Genomic DNA, 17,962 nt, shown 5'->3' on the forward strand with positions numbered 1-17,962 from the left:
CGGTCGCAAGGTCGACCCTGCACTACGAATCGAAGCTCGCTGTGCGAGATGCTCCCGTGCTTGCGGCCATGAGCATTGTGTCGGCGCAGTATCCGCGCTACGGGTACCGTCGAATTCAGATCTTTCTGGGGCGCCAGGGTCACAAGATGAGCGCGGACCGTGCATGGCGGCTGTGGCGCCTGGCTGGCCTGCAGGTGCCACGCAAGCGCCCACGCAGGCGTGTGTCGCTTCGGCGTCCCCGGCCGCAACCGGCGACGGCGGCGCGGCACGTCTGGGCGTACGACTTCGTATTCGACGCGTGTGCGAACGGCCAGCAACTGAAGTGCCTGACCGTGATAGATGAATACACGCGTGAATGCCTTGCGATCGACGTGGCCGGATCGATTCGCTCCGGGCGCGTCATCGAAGTCCTGTCCCAACTGGTCAGCCTTCCACGGCGCGCCTCGCTACCTGCGCTCTGACAACGGCCCTGAGTTCGTATCGCGGGCTATCCTGAAGTGGGCTGCACGCAACGGCATGGACATGGCGCTCAGCGATCCCGGCAAGCCTTGGCAGAACGGCGCGGACGAAAGCTTCAACGGCAAGTTCAGGGACGAATGTCTGAGCCTTGAATGGTTTCGGACTCGCACGGAAGCAAAGGTTGTTATCGAGCAGTGGCGGCGTCACTACAATGCTATTCGACCGCATTCGAGTCTGGCATACCTGACGCCCGATGAGTTCAAGCAGCGGTATTGTTCAACTGAAGTAACCGAGGCCGTTCTCCAAGATTGAAATGGCCCGAAGAAATCAGGCAGGTCAGGACTGTACGCTGACAACCTATGTGCAGGATGCAAACGGCGACTGGTCCGTGTTCGGTGCGATGTCCGCCGAACATGAGGCGGAATATGGCCTCTATCAGCGGGCCACGGAACTGAACAGCCGCTATAACAGGAACAGCCTCGGCAACATGGGAGGCATGGCGGTGCCGTCTCCGAGTGCGATCTTCGAGATGCTCCGCTTCGGGCGCTGCATCCATGACCAATTGGGCGACGGCGCACGCTTCAATCACTGGCGCAAGGCCAGCACGCCGGACGGTGACGGGTGGATCAACCTGTCGAAGGTGGGCGTGCGCGTCTACAGCGACGCCGATTTTCCTGAATGGGCTGGGTGGGGTTTCATCAGTGACGATCCGACGCCCGACAGCGTGTGCGATTCACCGACCGTGAAGAAGTGGCTGGACGTCAACCGTTCGGGTCAGGTGACTCACGCCGAGGCAGTGGGCGCGCTGGGCATCGAGGCGGTCCGCCAGCGCATGGCGCATGCGGTCTGCAAGTTTCCCACTGAGTGGAGCAAGGCCGGACTGGAGGCGCGCTACAACTGGCTGAAGAGTCCGCATGAAGCGCTCACCAATCCGCTGTCAGATCCCGACTTCAACAGGCTGATGGACCACGCGCGCGACCTGGCGTTCTGGGAAGACATTCACGACGCTGACTTGCCGCCAGCTAACGAGTGCTGGCATTTTCCGCCGACGACGTTCATCAGGCAGTTCAGGACCTGTGCATGGTTCAGTGCGAGCGAGTTCAAACAGTTCCTCCCGCGAGAGGTTTTGCGTGAAGGCCCTCATAACACTGTCTATTACGAGGATGTAGTCATGTCCAGGGCACGGCAGAATCTCATTGAGAACCATCGAGTTCCGCTAAACAAAACCATTCGAAAATACGGAATCAACTCACCACAGCGGATCGCTGTTTTCTTTGGCAATTCTCTCCAAGAGACAATGTGGTTGAGTTCCCTGCACGAGAACAACCCTGGCATGTGGTACTACCCTTGGGATGGCCGAGGATTCCTCCAGCTTACGCACCCCGAAAACTACTTGAGTTACTGGGATTTCAAAGGGCGCGGCAATCAAATTTCTCAGGAAACTCGCGGCAGGCTCTTGCATGCACATGCAATGGCCAACTCACATCGACAGCAAGCGCAACAATTCAACGCAGACAATGTGAACGGAGCCACCGCAAGCGTTATTCAGTGGCGCAATGACGTTGGGGACAATCAAGCTATCATTCGCGACTTGATATCTCCCGTTGACAGTGCTGGTTCTTATTGGGCGAAAATGGGGATGGCCAATTACGCCGATCGCGACGTAAGACTGGAGCGAAGAGAAGTTTCTGCAACACGTCCATCGTCGCCACATCATCCCGCAAATAATGCGAACTCAGTAACCAAAATCTACTATCACAGTGAGAATTTTCGTGACGCAGCTGCGGTTATTAACCTGCCAGTGGCCGTCGGACATCCGAATCATCCTTTTAATGGTTATGTGGCCCGTTGTGGCGGATTCGGGCAGGTACTTGCCATGGTGGGAGAGCATTGGTTTCCTGACGGACACGGCGCGTTCCTAGCTGAAGGTTGTCAACCAAGACGAGATTGAGAATGATAGTTAAGATCGCTTCCGCCGCCTATATTGCCGCTGCCTGCGTGCCTTGTAAAGCTGAAAGTCGGTACACACCCGCTTCTACAGTAACCATGCAAATTTCAGTCGTGTAACCTCAGATTTCACGATACGTTTCATGGATCAATAATCCAACCACGGGAGGAAAACGATTTTGAATCAGCCGGATATGCTGCGAAGATACGACGTTCCGGGTCGGAAAAATCGTTTGGATTTAACCTTACCTGTCGGGCAGGCTTCAATGACGTAAACGAAATTGCAGAACATTTCGCAGGGCGCTTGAATCCTCAGACAAAGAAATGGGTATCGGATTTTGAGGATGCGTCCGGTGACGAAGTTTCGCAGTTGAGACCGGTAACGAAGACATTTCCTCTTTCCTCGAAAAATGGCAACGGCTTTTACACAATCCAGGACGACCTGAATGGAGAGCCTTTTCGCCGTATGCGACATATTACATACTGTTTGTTTCATGAGGCCAAGGCGATCCGCGGAGACGGCGAAGTAAAGAGACTCACGGATGCCAAAGGTGACATGCTTCCTTACGCGCTGAGCATCCTTCGAAGCATTGAATTCATAGATTCTCCGGGCGTACGTGACGAAGGTGCGAAACGGTGATCGACGTCATCCGTCTCGGCGGCACGACCGACCACGGCGGCAAAGTCATCACCGCCTCCGACACCATGCGCTGTCGCGACGTACGCGTGGCCCGCAAGGGCGACGTGGTGACATGTCCGCAGCTGATCGTCGAGGGCGATGAAACGATGTGCGATGCGGGGATTCCCGTCGCGCGTCACGGGCACCACGCGACGTGGGCCTGCAGGTTGATTTCGAGCCTTATCTGACTGGAATGGTTTGTGCAGCCGGACAAGGCGAGCCTGCGACGGCTGGCACGCGAACGCTGCGCAAAATGAATCCCGCTCAGGGCTTGCCGCCGATCACGTCGGGCAAGCCCTGATCCGGATTGGCCTACTCCGCTATCTGCCGACTGATCTGCATTGTCAGGAAAGAGGTTTTGGAATGGCTTGGCACCGCCACCGCGCGTCTCGCCGGTCTTCCTCGTGCGAGCGTTCGGAGCCACGCAACATCGCCCACTTGAAACCGGTCAGCATGCGCACCCGTCGCTCACATGCGCGCCACCGCTCACATCCGTAGCAACGATCATTGAATCGCCACACGCATCGTCTACGATGAAGATACATCTCGCGTGCGAGTTATTGCGATGTCCACCCTCTCGCTTCACAGCCCGCTTCACAGCCCGCCTCACGGCCCGCTCCAGAGCCGCATCAATCCAACGATCAAGCGAGCAGCGGCACTCGCCGTTGCGCTTCTCTGCGCAGCCTGCAACTTCACCGTCACGCCGCCGCAACGACCCGCAGCCGTCGTGCCGCCGCCTGCCGCGATCAACAGCCTGACACTCGATCAATACCGCTCGGCCGTCGCGCAACGCATCGTCGAGCGCAACCCGTCGTATGTGCTGCGCGGCAATCCTCAGGCGATGCTGCGCTCGCTGGTGGTCGTCTCGTTCGTCGTGGATCGCGATGGGCAGATCGTCACGTCGTCGGTGTTTCGCACGAACGGCGACGACGAAGCCGAAAGCACCGCGCTCGCGACGCTGCGTCGCTCAGCGCCGTTGCCCCTGCCGCCGTCGAAGCTGCTGAACGCGAAGGGTCAGGTCGAGCTCTTCGAAGACTGGCTCTTTAACGACAACGGCAAATTCCAGTTGCGCACATTCGCATCGCCGCAGGCACAAACGATCGAGTGAAGTCGCACGTGCACAGCCGTTCCGTCGAGCGCGGCTTCTCGCCAACACGCATGTGGGCGTGAAGCCGCGCGCTACCATCCACACCGCCTTCACGCGGCACATACGCGATGCCGCAAACGCCCGCCTTGCTGCGCGTGGTCCGCCGTCGCTATAATTTTTTAAACACCTGCCGGAATCTCCGGCGACCGCTGCGCGCCGCAGGGACCATCCGCCCGCTTCGCCAAGCCCGACCGTCACGTTGCCCCGCCACCCGCGCGCGCGTGCGCATCGTTTGCATCGTCCGACTTCGCGTCGCCCGGCCCGGCTCGTCGCAGCGTGGCCAATCCGTCCGACGCCGTTGGCACACTGCATTCTGTCGGACCGTTGCACATGCAACGTCTCGCGTCGCGAGTCCGCCGCTTTGCTCCGCCGCTGGCATCACGGCTTGCACGACTGCGCGCGCACCCGCGTCGCTTCACGCTCGATAGACAAACGCGCACGCCCGCAGCTGCGCCACGACATTTGGAGACCCTGCATGTCCACATCGCCCCTCTCGAGCGCCCAGCCCGGCGCGGACCGCCGGAGCAGCGCTTCGCGCGTGATCTTCGCGAGCTTCATCGGCACGGCGATCGAGTTCTACGACTTCTACGTGTACGCCACGGCCGCCGCGCTCGTCATCGGCCCTGTGTTCTTCCCGCATGGCTCGGCGACGGCGCAATCGCTGTCGGCGTTCGTCACGTTCGGCATCGCATTCATCGCGCGGCCGATCGGCTCGTTCCTGTTCGGCCACTTCGGCGACCGGATCGGCCGTAAATCGACGCTCGTCGCGTCGCTTCTGGTGATGGGCCTGTCGACGACGCTGATCGGCTTCGTGCCGGGCTACGACTCCATCGGCAGTCTCGCGCCCGTCCTGTTGTGCATCCTGCGCTTCGGCCAGGGCATCGGCCTCGGCGGTGAATGGGGCGGCGCCGCACTGCTCGCGACGGAGAACGCGCCCGCCGGCAAGCGCGGCTGGTTCGGCATGTTCCCGCAACTCGGACCGTCGATCGGCTTTCTCGCATCGAATGGCCTCTTCTTCGGTCTCGCGCTGTCGTTGTCCGACGAGCAGTTCCGTAGCTGGGGCTGGCGCGTGCCGTTCATCGTCAGCGCGGTGCTGGTCGCGCTCGGCCTGTACGTGCGCCTGAAAATCGCCGAGACGCCGGCGTTCCAGGCCGCGATCGACCGTCATGAGCGCGTGCGCGTCCCTGTCGCGACGCTGCTCGGCAGTCATCTGTGGCCGGTGCTGCTCGGCGCGTTCGCGATGGTCGTCTGCTACACGCTGTTCTATATATCGACGGTGTTCTCGCTGTCGTACGGCGTCTCGACGCTGCATGTGTCGCGTCAAAGCTTCCTCGGCATGCTGTGCGTCGCCGTCGTCTTCATGGCGCTCGCGACGCCGCTGTCCGCGTGGGCCAGCGACCGCTTCGGACGCAAGCCGGTGCTGATCGCCGGCTGCGTCGCCGCGATCCTGTCGGGGTTCACGATGGCGCCGTTGCTCGGCAGCGGGTCGATACCGCTCGTTCAACTGTTCCTCATCATCGAGCTGTTCCTGATGGGCGTCACGTTCGCACCGATGGGCGCGCTGCTGCCGGAGCTGTTCCCGACCAACGTGCGTTATACAGGGGCGGGGGTCGCGTATAACCTGGGCGGAATTCTTGGCGCGTCGGTCGCGCCGTATATCGCGCAGATGCTCGCGGCAAAGGGCGGCCTGTCATGGGTGGGCCTCTACGTATCCGCCGCTGCCGTGCTGAGTCTGCTCGGCGTGCTGTGCATGCGCGAGACGCGCGACGCAAGGCTGATGTAACGCGCCGGGCAACGGCAAGACCGAATGCAAACGGCCCCGGCGCAAGCTCTTGCGCCGGGGCCGTTTTATTTCGTAGGGTTGTGTCCTGCTACGTCGAGTCGACGCCGAAGCAGCGCAGGTCAGACTAAGAGCTCCGCATGCAAACTTGAGTCCGGGCGAACGTGTACAGGGAAATTCCGCTGCTTGCGGCCACTTTTGACATGCCTATACTCGAAATACAAAAACCAGGTGGTCGAGGGAGGCGTCGATGGACTTTCATCTTGATAACGCGGAAGTCGTCGTGATCATCGCGCTGGCGCTGCTCGGCTCGCTGCTGCTTGCGCTTCGCTTCAAGCCGGCGACATGGAAAGGCATTGTCGTCGAAGCCGTTGCGGCGAATCTGGCGGCCATCGCCGCCGTCGTCGCCTTCGAACTGCTGACCGCCTGAGCCGCCGCCAGCAGCGTCTGTCATCCGATCAGCGGTAGTAGTAGCCGTGATGGTGGTAGCCGCCGTCCGGCACCACGATACAGCCACTGAGCGTCGCAGCCAGCACCGCACCCGTCATCAAAGCCAACATCAAACGTTTCACATCGTTCTCCCATCGAGTCAGTGTCGTTATTCGAGCGAACCCCGAATGACCTCGATTGAACACGAACCTGTCAGGGGCGACCGTTGCAATTTGTAAGCGTTCACTGGAGCGGTGTTACAGGTGGGAAAGCGTCTGGTGGCACGACAGATCACGCAAACACCCGACTCCGAATACACGGCGAACCAATCCAGCACGCATGAGGTCCGCCCGGAAAGCTTTCGCGGGCGCGGCTTCGCGGTGTCCGCAACGGCGGTGCGCGGCGAGCGCGGACCAAAAGCGATCGAGACCGCGCCGGACACCGAAAGAAAGCGACAGTTTTAACAGCCCTGTAACGGAAGCAGCGGAAGCGTTGGAAGCAGCGGAAGCGTTGGAAGCGGCGGGAGAACGGTGCGGGGACATGACAAATTTGGCCATCAGCCCCTGCGAAAGGCCGCCGAAAAATTCGATCAAAAAATAATAAAAATAATTGAACTTGTCCGCACCCGCTGTGTCTCTACAAATGTTGTACCAGTTTGTTCTGCAGGTTTCCTCTCGGTCCGCGCGCTTCAGGCGCGGGCTTTTCAGAGGCGTCTCGCGACGGCGTCCGAAATTGGGCGAATTGCGCGTGCGCCTCTTTTCTTTTTTGTAGATCCGCCCGCTCCGCCCAATAGCCCCAACGCCCCGTCAGGCGGCCGCCACCGACTGCCCTTGCCCGTTCTGCGTAAGCGGGTCCGCGTGGACATGATCGATCGCCGCAAGCGCTTCGGCGACAGGCGGCACCGAGCGGCCGTCACCAATCGAAACTGACCGGAACGGCACGTTATTCCCAAACGTTTCGCGCGACGTCGCGATGAAAATCATCACCGTGCGCTTCTGCAGCGCATGCGCCAGATGGACGAACCCCGTATCGACACCGATCACGAAGTCCGATGCCGCAATCACCTGCGCGATTTCGGTGACGCTCAGTTGCGGCAGCAACTCCGCGCCATCCACTTCGTTGACGATCGCGAGCCCTTCAGCACGCTCGGCTGCCGATCCCCACGGCACGGCCACGTAAAAACCACGCCGCACGAGTTCGCGCGCGATGGCGATCCAGTGCTCGGCCGGCCATTTTTTGTCGTCCTTCGATGCAGCATGGAACAGCATGGCCAGCGGCCGCCCGCCCGTATCGACGAGGGGCTTCGCAGGCGCGGGGATATGCAGGTTGTAGTCGGCGGGACCGTCGAGCGGATAGCCAAGCGCCGTGCTCACGGTCTCGCGCATGCCGCTCCAGGCGTTCCGGTCGCGCGGCGGCACGAACCGCCCGGTATAGGCAAAAGCCGCGCCGCGCTCGCCAAGGTCTTTGGAACGATAGCCGAGACGCCGCCGCGACCGCGATAGAAACGCGATGATCGCGCTCTTGTAGACGCCGTGAATATCGACAGCCACGTCATACCGATGCGCGCGCAACTCGCTGATCGACTGTGCGATGGCCTTGAAGTCCGCCCAGCGCCGCGCCTTTTTGAAACGGCGCAGCGGCGCGCACAGCACGCGGTCGATGCCGGGATTCCAGCGGGCGATCTCCGCAAAGGACTCGTCTACGGCCCAATCGACCTCGACGCCGGGAAACGCGCGCTTCAGATCCGAGACGATCGGTTGCGCCTGTATCACGTCGCCCATCGAGGTGACTTTTACGATGAGAATTCGCTTCATTGATTGCCCGTTTTAGCGGCTCGGTGGCAATCTTCAATTTTAGCCGAGTGTCACCGGAATTGCCCAATAAGTGTTCAAAACGGAGCTTGCCGGAACCGTTCTGCCGTTACCAGACGTTACCGGCCTTGACAGAAGCACCACCCGCTACCCGCAGGCTCACCACCTGTTTCGAGCCGGATTCGCAGCGCCAGCGAGCCGCGCGCCGCTATAATTTTCCATTTCCACCGCCCTACTCCACATGTCACGGACACCCATGTTGTCCTCGAACATCGGCCGGCGCGTGCGGCGCCTGTGGCGCCAGTACGGCATCTTCTGGCTGGGCGCGATCGCCGTGGGCCTCGTCGCGGTCTTTTATGCGCGGCTGATCGACTTCGGCTACAACACCTTTCTCGATTTGCAGAAAGAGCACCGATGGCTGACGCTGCTGCTGACGCCCGCCGTCGCGGCGGCGTCCGTCTGGCTCACGCGGCGGTTTTTCCGCGGCGCGGAAGGCAGCGGCATACCCCAGGTCATCGCCACGCTGCACTCGAACCCGACGGCAACGGGCGTGCGTCTGCTGACGTTCCCCATCCTGCTCGGCAAGATCCTCGTGTCCTTTCTCGCGATCCTGGGCGGTTTCACGATCGGACGCGAAGGGCCGACCGTGCAGGTCGGCGCCGCGCTGATGTTCAATCTGCGCCGCCTCTACCCGCGCTCGAATGCGCTGATCGAGCGGCAACTCGTGCTCGCGGGCGCAGCGGCGGGCCTGTCGGCCGCGTTCAACACGCCGCTGGCGGGCATCGTGTTCGCGATCGAAGAGCTCACGCGCAGCTTCGAGGCGCGCGCGAGCGGCGTGCTGATTACGGCGATCATCATCGCGGGCGTGATCGCGCTCGGGCTGAACGGTAACTACACGTACTTCGGCACGATCGACATCGGCGCGCACTTCCCGAATCTGCTCGCGGTGGCCGTCGTCGTCACGGGGATCGTGACGGGCTTGGCGGGCGGCGTATTCGGCTGGCTGCTGCTCAATACCGCGCGCTGGATTCCGGCGCCGCTGCGCCAATTGCAAAGCGAGCGTCCCGTGGCGTTCGCCGCGCTGTGCGGCGTCGCGATCGCGGTGATCGGCATCGTGTCGGGCGGCACGACGTTCGGCAGCGGCTATTCGGAAGCGCGCGGACTCCTGTACGGCACCGAGCATCTGTCGGTGTTCTATCCGTTGCTCAAGATGGCGTCGATGGTCGGGTCGTATCTGCCGGGCATTCCAGGCGGCATCTTCGCGCCGTCGCTGTCGATCGGCGCCGGGTTCGGCAATGTGCTGCATATGGTTTTCGCCGACATGCAATTGCCGATGCTGATTGCGCTCGCAATGGTCGGGTATCTTGCTGCCGTCACGCAGTCGCCGATCACATCGTTTGTCATCGTCATGGAGATGATCAACGGACACGCGCTCGTGATTTCGCTGATGGCGACGGCACTCGTGTCGAGCCGTGTTGCGCGGTTGTTCGCACCGCCGTTATACGAGGCGCTGTCGATGCGGTATATGGCGCCTGCGGTGCAGGACGCGCCGTTGGCGCAAGCTCGTCCGGCCGCTGCTTCGCCGCAGCAGGAATCCGTCGACGAACGCGGCGAAGCGAAGGAATGAAGGCTGGCCGTCTTGCCCGCCACGCGTCGCGCCGTTCCCGCAAAACATCGGGCGCGCCCCACGCGGGACGCGCCCGACCTCCCCACAATCGTCAGTACACGACGACGCCGACGGGATGGTAGTACACCGGGCGGGCCGGCACGACGTGGCGGCGTTGCCGGTTCAATGCGCGAGGTGAGCAAAGGGCTGACAGCGGACGCGTTACGCGTGCCCTGCAGTGCAACGGATTATTTCCGGGAAGATGAAGAGATGCAGCGCGGGCGGAAGGCGCCCGGGCGCAGGCAACCCGATGCGCGCCATCCGTTGACGACGGCGCGCATCACGCGGCGCAGGAAGCGCAGATCGATCAGACCTGCGGAATTTCGATCTTGACCTCGAGCACTTCGAGGTCGTCGTGGCGTTCGAGATTGACGCGGATATCGTCGTCCGAGATCTTCACGTACTTCGAGATCACGGCAACCAGTTCACGTTGCAACGCGGGCAGATAATCGGCAGGCGCTTTACCGCCGACGCGCTCATGCGCGATGATCAGCTGCAGGCGTTCCTTCGCTATCGACGCGGACTTCTTCTTCTCGCCCAGCAGAAACGAAAGAATCGACATCAGATGCGCCCCCCTTACTTGGTGCCGAAGAGGCGCTGCAGCAGGCCTGGCTTCTGGTAATCGGTGAAGCGAAGCGACTTCTGCTCGCCGAGGAAACGCGACACGACATCCTTGTACGCTTCGGCGACATCGGTGCCGTCGAGGTGCACAGCGGGCAAGCCCTGGTTCGACGCATGCAGCACGGCTTCCGATTCCGGAATCACGCCGATCAGCTCGATGCGCAGGATTTCCTGGATGTCGTTGAGCGACAGCATCTCGCCTTCGCTGACACGCTTCGGGTTGTAGCGCGTGATCAGCAGGTGTTCCTTGATGGGTTCCTTGCCTTCGATCGCACGCTTCGTCTTCGACGACAGGATGCCGAGAATGCGGTCCGAGTCACGCACCGACGACACTTCGGGGTTCGTCACGATCAGCGCTTCGTCGGCGAAATGCATCGCCAGCAGCGCGCCCGACTCGATGCCCGCGGGCGAATCACAGACGATGTATTCGAAGTCCATCGCGATCAGATCGTTGATGACCTTCTCGACGCCTTCCATCGTCAGCGCGTCCTTATCGCGCGTCTGCGATGCGGGCAGGATGTACAGGTTCTCGCACTTCTTGTCCTTGATGAGCGCCTGGTTCAGATTCGCTTCGCCCTGGATCACGTTGATCAGGTCGTACACCACGCGACGCTCGCAGCCCATGATGAGATCGAGATTGCGCAGGCCAACGTCGAAATCGATCACGGCCGTCTTATTGCCGCGCAGCCCGAGCGCCGATGCGAAACTCGCGCTCGTGGTCGTCTTGCCTACGCCACCTTTGCCCGAAGTCACCACAATGATTTTTGCCATTACCCTTTACCTTGTGTTCGTCAATTCGTCTGTTGAGCCCGGCGGTAGTTCCATCGTGCGACACGCGCACCGGATGCACGGCATACGCTTCAGGTGAGCCGCAGCGGTGCAATCATCAGCTTTTCTTCATCGAGCCAGATCTGCACCGGCTTGCCGTACACGTCGGCAGGCAGCGGGTTCTCGGTCGTGCGGTAGATGCCCGCGATCGAGATCAGCTCCGGTTCGAGGCATGTGCAGAAAATGCGCGCGTCGTGATTGCCGTGCACGCCCGCGAGCGCGCGGCCGCGCAACGGCGCGTAAATATGGATGTTGCCTTCCGCGATCACTTCGGCGCCGTTGCTCACCATGCCGAGCACGACGAGATCGCCCTTCGCGTAGATGCGCTGCCCCGAACGCAGCGGCTTGTCGACGACCATCGTCTGCGACGAGGTGCCGATGCGCACTGGTTCGGCCGCGGCCGACGGCTCCGGCTCGCGCGCCGCGCTGCCGTCAACGGGCGCCGCGCCTGTTGCAGCTGCCGTATCGGCGCCTGTTGCAGCGATGGTCTTGCCTGCCGCATCGCCCGCTTCGTCGCCATTGCCCTTGCTGGCGCGCGGGTCGCGCGCGTCGAGCAGCGGCAGGCCCGCTTCGTTCGCCCACGCCTGTTGCGTGCTGTCGGCCACGACGCCGATGGGACGCATGCGCACGCTGTCCAGCAGCTTCGCAATGTCCGCGAGCGGCACGCGCTCGCTTTGCGCGAGACGGCGCACGTCGATCGCGACGGTGTCATTCGCGAAGAATTCGGGCGTCGCCTCGAAGCGCCGGGTCAGTTCGGCACGCATCTCCTCGAGGTTGGTCGTCTTGACGACAAACAGCAGCGTGTCGACCGCGCCACTGCGCAGTTCAAAAAATGGCGATTTCCTGGGCGACATAGCGTTCGGCAAAAAATTTTGCGTATTTTACAGGCGTCCAGGCGAACGGTGAGCTTTTTTGCCAATAAGTCTTCACGCGACAGGAAAATGCCGCGTGCGTGCTACGTCCGCGCGCAACGGACGGGCGAAAAGCAGCAGGAATGAGCGAATCAGACGTGTTTGGCGCGGCGTGTCGCGAAGCCGGGAGACCACCGGCATCGGACAACTCGAGCGGCGAAGTGGAGCGTCCTCAATCCGCAAAATGAAGCGCCGCCGCTGCGCATGGCGATGCGCCGTTACGGACGGGCGGCGTCGTCGGCCGTTGCCGGCGCTTGCGGCACATGCCGCACGAGCAGGGTCTGGAACTGGTCCGGCGCACGCGGAATGTGCTCGTGCTCGCCCGTCGGCCCGAAGCCGAGGCGTTCGTAGAAGCGCATCGCGTTGCGGTTCTCGTCGGCGATCCATGCGTAGATCTCACTCGCGCCCGCCGCCGCGAGCCATTCGCTCGCCGTGTTGACGAGCAGCTCGCCGCCGCGCAGATGCCGCACGGCGGGCGCCACCCACAGCTCGCTCACGAACGCGCGATGCGACGGCGCATCTTCGAAGCACGCGCCGATCAGGCCGGCGGGATGCCCTTCCGTGTACAGGATGAACGACGTCGACGTGTCGGAAGCGGCGTGCCGGGCGGCCGTCTGTTCGAACGTGGACGCATCGGCCGACAGTGCCTCTTCCAGCGTCTCGCCGAATGCGTACGGCGCTTCGCGCAGCGATGCGGTGCGAAGCTCACGGAAGACTACGCCCTGATCGGCTGCGATGCGGCGAACGGTCAGTGAAGGATTCATGCGGTCGGAAATCCCTTATGTCATCCGGGTGAAACGCTAGGGCGTAGCTTTAACCGAACGGGCGCGCGAGTCAAATCTTTAATTCGGCGCAGTGCGGGCCAGCGCGCACGGGTTGACAGGCGCTGACAAAGCGCCGCAAGCATTCGCGCAAACGTTATACATCGCGCGCGACAGCGGCCATACGCCGTTGCCGGCCGCGCCGTTCGAGATGTCGTGTGACGCCGGTGCGACCATGCCGGCCCGCCGCGCGCATCATCGCGTGCGAGGGAACCCGACAGAACATGACGGCGCCTGCGTGCGCTTGCGTGCGCTTGCATGCGCCCGAACGCGCCCGAACGCGCCCGAACGCGCTTCAAGGCGCCTCGTACCGCCCCGTGCCGTCGGGCCAGGGCGTGAGCAGTTCGTAGCCGTCGTCGGTGACGGCGACCATATGCTCCCATTGTGCGGACAACGAGCGGTCCTTGGTGACGACCGTCCAGCCGTCGCGCATCACTGACGTGCCGGCGCGGCCCGCGTTGATCATCGGCTCGATCGTGAAGACCATGCCCGGCTTCAGGCGCACGCCCTGTCCCGGCTGGCCGTAGTGCAGCACCTGCGGATCTTCGTGATAGACCTTGCCGATACCATGCCCGCAGTAGTCGCGCACGATCGAAAAGCCGTCGCGCTGCGCGATCTTCTGGATCGCATGGCCGACGTCGCCGAGCGTCGCGCCCGGCTTCACCTGGCGGATGCCGGCGAGCATCGCCTCATAGGTCGTGTCGATCAGTTGCCGCGCGACCGTGCTCGGCTCGCCGACCGCGTACATGCGGCTCGTGTCGCCGAAGTAGCCGTCCTTGATGACGGCCACGTCGATGTTGATGATGTCGCCGTCCTTGAGGACTTCGCCGCGATCGGGAATGCCGTGGCACACGACGGAGTTGACGGACGTGCATACCGTCTTCGGAAAGCCCATGTAGCCGACATTCGCGGCAATGGCCTTCTGCGTGTTGACGATGTAGTCGTGGCAGATCGCGTCGAGCTCGTGCGTCGAGACGCCGGGCTTCACGTGTTCGCCGATCATCGCGAGCACGTCGGCGGCGAGCCGTCCTGAAATGCGCAAGCGCGCGACGTCTTCGGGGGTCTTGTAGGTGATGGCCATGTCGGAAAAACGTTGGCGGTGCGCATGGCGCGGCGCGCCGGCTGCGCGCTCGGGCGGCTGTGCAGACGCCGCGCGTCCTTCCTGCGTTTCTTGCGCAGGGGCGCGGCCCTGCATGGCAGCCATGCGTCCGGTTGTCGATCTGTCCATTGTACAGAGTCTTTCCGCGACGCCGGCCCGCGCCCGGCAGCGGATCGCCCGTTCGACGCCCCGCTCACGCCGGCGGCGAGCGCCGGATCGCGGCCGCGATGTCCCGGCTCAGCGATGCGAGCGCGCGGCTGTGCGCGGCGACGAGCGCCGCGTCGTCCGTGCCCTGCACCTGCTCGCGCACCGTCGAGCGGCCCGTCAGCAGCGCGGTGCGGCCCGTCACACGCACCGTCCACAATGCATCGATGGCGACGGCGTCGCCCGGCATCGAGTCGAACTGCAGGATATCGACGCGCACGCGGCACGCCTCCGTGCCCGCCACCGTCTGCGACGACACCGATACGCGCGGCGAGCCGAGCAGCCGCGACAGGTCGGCGGCGATCACATCGGCGACGCCGCTCCTGAGCGGCTCGCCCCAGCGCGCGAACTCGTTGAGCCTGACCTCGTTGCGCGACACGCGGGTCACGAATTGCGGCCGGTCGACGAGTTCGGGAATGGTCACGGGCCCGACCACCACCGACACGGGCAGCGGCGCGCCCGTGCTGTCGAGCGCCGCATCGGAGGTCAACGTGTAGAAGCTCGAGCGCGGCGAGCTGCACGCGGCCAGCAACGTCACGGCGACGACGCACAGGCACGCGCCGCGAGCAAGCATCGTTTGCTTCACTTTGTGTCCTCCTGTTTGCCGCGCAGCAGCGCCTCCGGATGGCGTTGCAGATAGTCGGAGAGCGCGCGGAACGACGCCGCCGTGCGCGCGAGCTCGCGGATCGCGTCGCTCGTGTCCTGCTGCAGCGTCGAGTCCGGCGCGAGCGCGCTATTCGCCGAATTGAGCGCCGTCTGCGCCGACGACAGCGCGCTTTTCGCCTGCGGCACGACCTGCGTATTGAGGCTTCGCATCAGCGTGCCGGCGTCCGCGAGCGTCTGCTGCGCGTTCTGGCCGATCTGCTCGAGCGGCAGCTTGTCGATTCGCGCGATGATCCGGTTCAGCGACTCCTGCAGCGATTGCAAGCCGCTCGGCTCCGTCGGCAACTCGGCGGGCGTGCGGTTCCAGTCGATGGTCGCCTTCGGCGCATTCGGGAAGAAGTCGAAGGATATATACAACTGACCCGTCAGCAAGCTGCCCGTTTTCAACTGGCCGCGGAAACCTCGTGACACGAGGAAATCCGCGACGCCCTTCGTATCTTTCACGGCCCGTCCTTGCGCGGGCTTGCCCCCCGCGTAGCGCGACGTGAAGCGCTCGGGATAGAACCTGATCTCGACGGGAATGCTGACCTGCTTCGTGACGGGATCAAAGCGCGTATAGATCGCCGACACTTCGCCGACCACGATGCCGCGAAAATCGACGGGCGCGCCCACCGTCAGGCCGCGCACCGATTCCTTGAAGTTCAGCACGTAGGTATCGACGATACGGTCCTGCACCTTCATCGCATCGGCGCGCGTCGCGTGCAGCGTGAACGACGTGCGGGCCTGCGCTTCGGGCTCCGTGAGCGACGACGCGGGCGTTTCGAACGCGAGCCCGCCGATCAGGATCGACACGAGCGACTGCGTGTTGATCTTCACGCCTTCCGTGCCGAGCGCGATGTCGATGCCGCCCGCTTCCCAGAAGCGCGAATCGCTGTTCACATAGCGATCGTACGGCGCGTTGATGAACACGCGCAGCGTGATGCCGCCGCCGTCCTTGTCGAGCTCGTACGACGTGACCTGGCCCACCTGCAGACGCCGGAAATAAACAGGCGAGCCGACATCGAGCGAAGCCAGGTTCGAGGCCTTCAGCACGAACTCGCGGCCGGGCACGTCGCTCGCGAACACGGGCGGCACTTCGAGCCCCGTGTAGTCACGCCGCTCCCGCTTCGCATGGCCGATGTCCATGCCGATGAACGCGCCTGACAGCAACGTGCTAATGCCCGACACGTTGCCGCCCGTTACGCGCGGCCGCTCGACCCAGAAACGGGTGTCGTCGACGAGCATGTCGGTGGCGTCGCGAGTGAGCTCGGCCGTGGCGATCACGCGCTTATAGTCTTTCGACAGCGCCACTTTCTTCACGACGCCGATATCGACGTCCTTGAACTTGATCTTCGTTTTGCCCGCTTCGAGGCCTTCGCCCGTCTTGAAGCTGATCGTGATGGTCGGGCCTTGCGACAGCACGGCCTGCACGGCGAGCCAGACGCCGATCAGCACCGCGACGACGGGAACGATCCAGATCCACTGGATGCGCCAGCGCTTGCGCGGCACGGCGACGGCATCGGGCAGCTCGGGGGGCCTGTTCATTCCGGTTGCCTCGTATCCCAGATGAGCCGCGGATCGAACGACATGGCGGCGAGCATCGTCAGCACGACGACGGCGCCGAACGCAATCGCCGCGGGCCCGGCGCGCACGGTGGCCAGCGCGTTGAACTGCACGAGCGACGTAAGCACGGCGATCACGTAGATGTCGAGCATCGACCAGCGCCCGACCAGCTCGACGATCCGGTAGATGCGCGCGCGCTGATCGGGCTGCCAGGTGGAGCGGAAATTCGCCATCGTCGCCAGAAAGCCGATCGCGAGAATCTTCAGCATCGGCACCGCGATGCTCGCGATGAACACCAGCACCGCGAGCGGCCACGAGCCCGACGTCCACAGATACACGACTCCGCTCATGATCGTGTCCTTCTGCGCGCCGAACAGCGAGCTCGTATCCATCACGGGCAGCACGTTCGCGGGGATGTAGAGGATGATCGCGGCAATCAGATAAGCCCACGTGCGCGCAAGACTGTTGGGCTTGCGCAGGTGCAGATGCGCGCCGCAGCGCGGGCAATGCGCGGAATGCGTGGGCGCATGCATGGCGGCGTGCACGTTCGCGTAGTCGCGCGCCTCCTGCGCCTGCTCGGGCGCGGCGCGCGTCAGCAGCCCGCAGTCGTGGCACACGCACAGGCCGCACGCCGCCGCTGTCGCCGCCGCAAACGGCGTGTCGCTGTCGAATGCCGGACCGGCATCGGGCACGCCTTCGAGACGCATCCACAGATCGCGCGTATCGAACGCGGATGCCGCTGCCGCGAGCATCAGCATCAGCGCGCCAAACGACCACAGCGCGGGCCCCGTCACCACCGACGCGATATGCGCGAGCTTCACGAGCGCGACGAGCAGGCCGAGGATCAGCACCTCCGTCATGCCCCACTCCTGCGCGACGCGCAGCGAGCGGAACACCGCGTCCGCGCGATACGGCGTGCGTCCGAGACGCAGCGGCAACAGCAGCCAGACGAGGCCGAGCGCCTGGCACGCGGGCATCAGTATCGTCGTGATGAAGATCAGCCCCGACAGCGGCCACATGCCGTCCCGATACAGCACGCGCACCGCGCCGAACATCGTCGTTTCGACGAGATCGCCGTTCACGGAAAGACCGACGATCGGGAATGTGTTCGAGATGACCCACAGCGAGCATGCGGCGAGTGCATAGGCGAGCGTGCGGTCGAGGCTGTCCGCGTGACGCCGGTAGAGCGTCGCGCGGCAGCGGCAGCAGCGCAGCACGCCTTCGGACGGCACGTCGCTCTCGCGCTGCAGCAGATCGCATTCGGGGCAGGCGATCACGGGCACGGCCCTCGCCACACGCCCCAGATAGTTCGAAGCCGTCTCGCTCATTTGACGTCCTGCGGCGGCGCATCCCCG

At 63.3% G+C, this 17,962-nt stretch carries 17 protein-coding genes and 1 pseudogene; 9 read left to right on the plus strand and 9 right to left on the minus strand.

All coding sequences use genetic code 11. From position 1 onward, the window contains the following. From J8I87_RS41030 to J8I87_RS41065, 8 genes and pseudogenes are all read left to right on the plus strand, one after another. A pseudogene (locus J8I87_RS41030) lies at positions 1 to 771 on the plus strand (IS3 family transposase); the annotation flags it as partial. A gap of 1 nt (position 772) precedes the next feature. After that, positions 773 to 2,410 carry a hypothetical protein gene (locus J8I87_RS41035; protein ID WP_209938201.1) on the plus strand — a complete coding sequence of 546 codons (1,638 nt, stop codon included), beginning with the start codon at positions 773 to 775 and terminating at the stop codon, positions 2,408 to 2,410. Between the two features lie 300 nt (positions 2,411 to 2,710). Continuing rightward, positions 2,711 to 3,046 carry a hypothetical protein gene (locus J8I87_RS41040; RefSeq protein WP_209938202.1) on the plus strand — a complete coding sequence of 112 codons (336 nt, stop codon included), beginning with the start codon at positions 2,711 to 2,713 and terminating at the stop codon, positions 3,044 to 3,046. Then, the gene (locus J8I87_RS41045; protein ID WP_209938203.1) at positions 3,043 to 3,273 is read left to right on the plus strand and encodes a PAAR domain-containing protein; all 231 of its coding nucleotides are present in this window, start codon (positions 3,043 to 3,045) and stop codon (positions 3,271 to 3,273) included. The genes J8I87_RS41040 and J8I87_RS41045 overlap by 4 nt, the downstream gene beginning before the upstream one ends. A 377-nt stretch (positions 3,274 to 3,650) precedes the next feature. Continuing rightward, a complete protein-coding gene (locus J8I87_RS41050; RefSeq protein WP_209938205.1) occupies positions 3,651 to 4,193 on the plus strand; it encodes an energy transducer TonB in 543 nt (180 codons plus the stop codon). Between the two features lie 514 nt (positions 4,194 to 4,707). Next, positions 4,708 to 6,015: an MFS transporter gene (locus J8I87_RS41055; RefSeq protein ID WP_209938206.1), complete on the plus strand. Its 1,308-nt coding sequence runs from the start codon at positions 4,708 to 4,710 to the stop codon at positions 6,013 to 6,015. A gap of 247 nt (positions 6,016 to 6,262) precedes the next feature. Continuing rightward, a complete protein-coding gene (locus tag J8I87_RS41060) occupies positions 6,263 to 6,442 on the plus strand; it encodes a hypothetical protein (protein ID WP_209938207.1) in 180 nt (59 codons plus the stop codon). A 262-nt stretch (positions 6,443 to 6,704) separates the two neighbouring features. Continuing rightward, positions 6,705 to 6,905, plus strand: a complete 201-nt coding sequence (locus tag J8I87_RS41065) for a hypothetical protein (protein ID WP_209938208.1) — start codon at positions 6,705 to 6,707, stop codon at positions 6,903 to 6,905. Positions 6,906 to 7,247: 342 nt separating this feature from the next. Here J8I87_RS41065 and waaC read toward each other — a convergent pair whose 3' ends face one another. Then, entirely contained in the window at positions 7,248 to 8,255 is a 1,008-nt protein-coding gene (gene waaC / locus J8I87_RS41070; RefSeq protein WP_209938209.1) for a lipopolysaccharide heptosyltransferase I, read from the minus strand. A gap of 238 nt (positions 8,256 to 8,493) precedes the next feature. Here waaC and J8I87_RS41075 point away from each other — a divergent pair, with 238 nt between their 5' ends. Beyond that, on the plus strand, positions 8,494 to 9,879 hold the full coding sequence (locus J8I87_RS41075; RefSeq protein ID WP_209938212.1) for a chloride channel protein: 1,386 nt from the start codon (positions 8,494 to 8,496) through the stop codon (positions 9,877 to 9,879). Positions 9,880 to 10,225: 346 nt separating this feature from the next. On the opposite strand, the gene minE is transcribed toward J8I87_RS41075, so the two are convergent. From minE to J8I87_RS41115, 8 genes are all read right to left on the minus strand, one after another. Then, entirely contained in the window at positions 10,226 to 10,480 is a 255-nt protein-coding gene (minE, locus tag J8I87_RS41080) for a cell division topological specificity factor MinE (RefSeq protein WP_012400068.1), read from the minus strand. Positions 10,481 to 10,494: 14 nt separating this feature from the next. Then, positions 10,495 to 11,310, minus strand: coding sequence for a septum site-determining protein MinD (minD, locus tag J8I87_RS41085; protein WP_209938213.1), 816 nt, complete (start codon positions 11,308 to 11,310; stop codon positions 10,495 to 10,497). An 89-nt stretch (positions 11,311 to 11,399) separates the two neighbouring features. Continuing rightward, positions 11,400 to 12,221 (minus strand): septum site-determining protein MinC, encoded by an 822-nt coding sequence (minC, locus tag J8I87_RS41090; RefSeq protein ID WP_209938215.1) that lies wholly within the window; start codon positions 12,219 to 12,221, stop codon positions 11,400 to 11,402. Between the two features lie 275 nt (positions 12,222 to 12,496). Next, complete coding sequence (locus J8I87_RS41095; RefSeq protein ID WP_209938217.1) at positions 12,497 to 13,042, minus strand: GNAT family N-acetyltransferase; 546 nt, start codon at positions 13,040 to 13,042, stop codon at positions 12,497 to 12,499. A 352-nt stretch (positions 13,043 to 13,394) separates the two neighbouring features. Further along, entirely contained in the window at positions 13,395 to 14,180 is a 786-nt protein-coding gene (map, locus tag J8I87_RS41100; RefSeq protein WP_209938223.1) for a type I methionyl aminopeptidase, read from the minus strand. Between the two features lie 211 nt (positions 14,181 to 14,391). Continuing rightward, positions 14,392 to 14,988, minus strand: coding sequence for a membrane integrity-associated transporter subunit PqiC (locus J8I87_RS41105; protein WP_209938219.1), 597 nt, complete (start codon positions 14,986 to 14,988; stop codon positions 14,392 to 14,394). Continuing rightward, positions 14,985 to 16,589, minus strand: coding sequence for an intermembrane transport protein PqiB (locus J8I87_RS41110; RefSeq protein WP_209938221.1), 1,605 nt, complete (start codon positions 16,587 to 16,589; stop codon positions 14,985 to 14,987). The genes J8I87_RS41105 and J8I87_RS41110 overlap by 4 nt, the downstream gene beginning before the upstream one ends. Then, on the minus strand, positions 16,586 to 17,935 hold the full coding sequence (locus tag J8I87_RS41115) for a paraquat-inducible protein A (protein ID WP_209938224.1): 1,350 nt from the start codon (positions 17,933 to 17,935) through the stop codon (positions 16,586 to 16,588). Before J8I87_RS41115 ends, J8I87_RS41110 begins: the two co-directional genes overlap by 4 nt. Between the last annotated feature and the right edge of the window lie 27 nt (positions 17,936 to 17,962).

Origin of the sequence: Paraburkholderia sp. LEh10 (assembly GCF_017814945.1) — a bacterium.
In the GTDB taxonomy this organism is placed as follows: Bacteria; Pseudomonadota; Gammaproteobacteria; order Burkholderiales; family Burkholderiaceae; genus Paraburkholderia.

Coding starts and splice junctions, on each gene's coding strand:
- J8I87_RS41110 (WP_209938221.1), bottom strand. CDS start 16,589: ATGAACAGGCCCCCCGAGCTGCCCGATGCCGTCGCCGTGCCGCGCAAG.
- minC (WP_209938215.1), bottom strand. CDS start 12,221: ATGTCGCCCAGGAAATCGCCATTTTTTGAACTGCGCAGTGGCGCGGTC.
- J8I87_RS41095 (WP_209938217.1), bottom strand. CDS start 13,042: ATGAATCCTTCACTGACCGTTCGCCGCATCGCAGCCGATCAGGGCGTA.
- J8I87_RS41055 (WP_209938206.1), top strand. CDS start 4,708: ATGTCCACATCGCCCCTCTCGAGCGCCCAGCCCGGCGCGGACCGCCGG.
- J8I87_RS41060 (WP_209938207.1), top strand. CDS start 6,263: ATGGACTTTCATCTTGATAACGCGGAAGTCGTCGTGATCATCGCGCTG.
- minE (WP_012400068.1), bottom strand. CDS start 10,480: ATGTCGATTCTTTCGTTTCTGCTGGGCGAGAAGAAGAAGTCCGCGTCG.
- J8I87_RS41115 (WP_209938224.1), bottom strand. CDS start 17,935: ATGAGCGAGACGGCTTCGAACTATCTGGGGCGTGTGGCGAGGGCCGTG.
- minD (WP_209938213.1), bottom strand. CDS start 11,310: ATGGCAAAAATCATTGTGGTGACTTCGGGCAAAGGTGGCGTAGGCAAG.
- J8I87_RS41075 (WP_209938212.1), top strand. CDS start 8,494: ATGTCACGGACACCCATGTTGTCCTCGAACATCGGCCGGCGCGTGCGG.
- map (WP_209938223.1), bottom strand. CDS start 14,180: ATGGCCATCACCTACAAGACCCCCGAAGACGTCGCGCGCTTGCGCATT.
- J8I87_RS41050 (WP_209938205.1), top strand. CDS start 3,651: ATGTCCACCCTCTCGCTTCACAGCCCGCTTCACAGCCCGCCTCACGGC.
- waaC (WP_209938209.1), bottom strand. CDS start 8,255: ATGAAGCGAATTCTCATCGTAAAAGTCACCTCGATGGGCGACGTGATA.
- J8I87_RS41035 (WP_209938201.1), top strand. CDS start 773: ATGGCCCGAAGAAATCAGGCAGGTCAGGACTGTACGCTGACAACCTAT.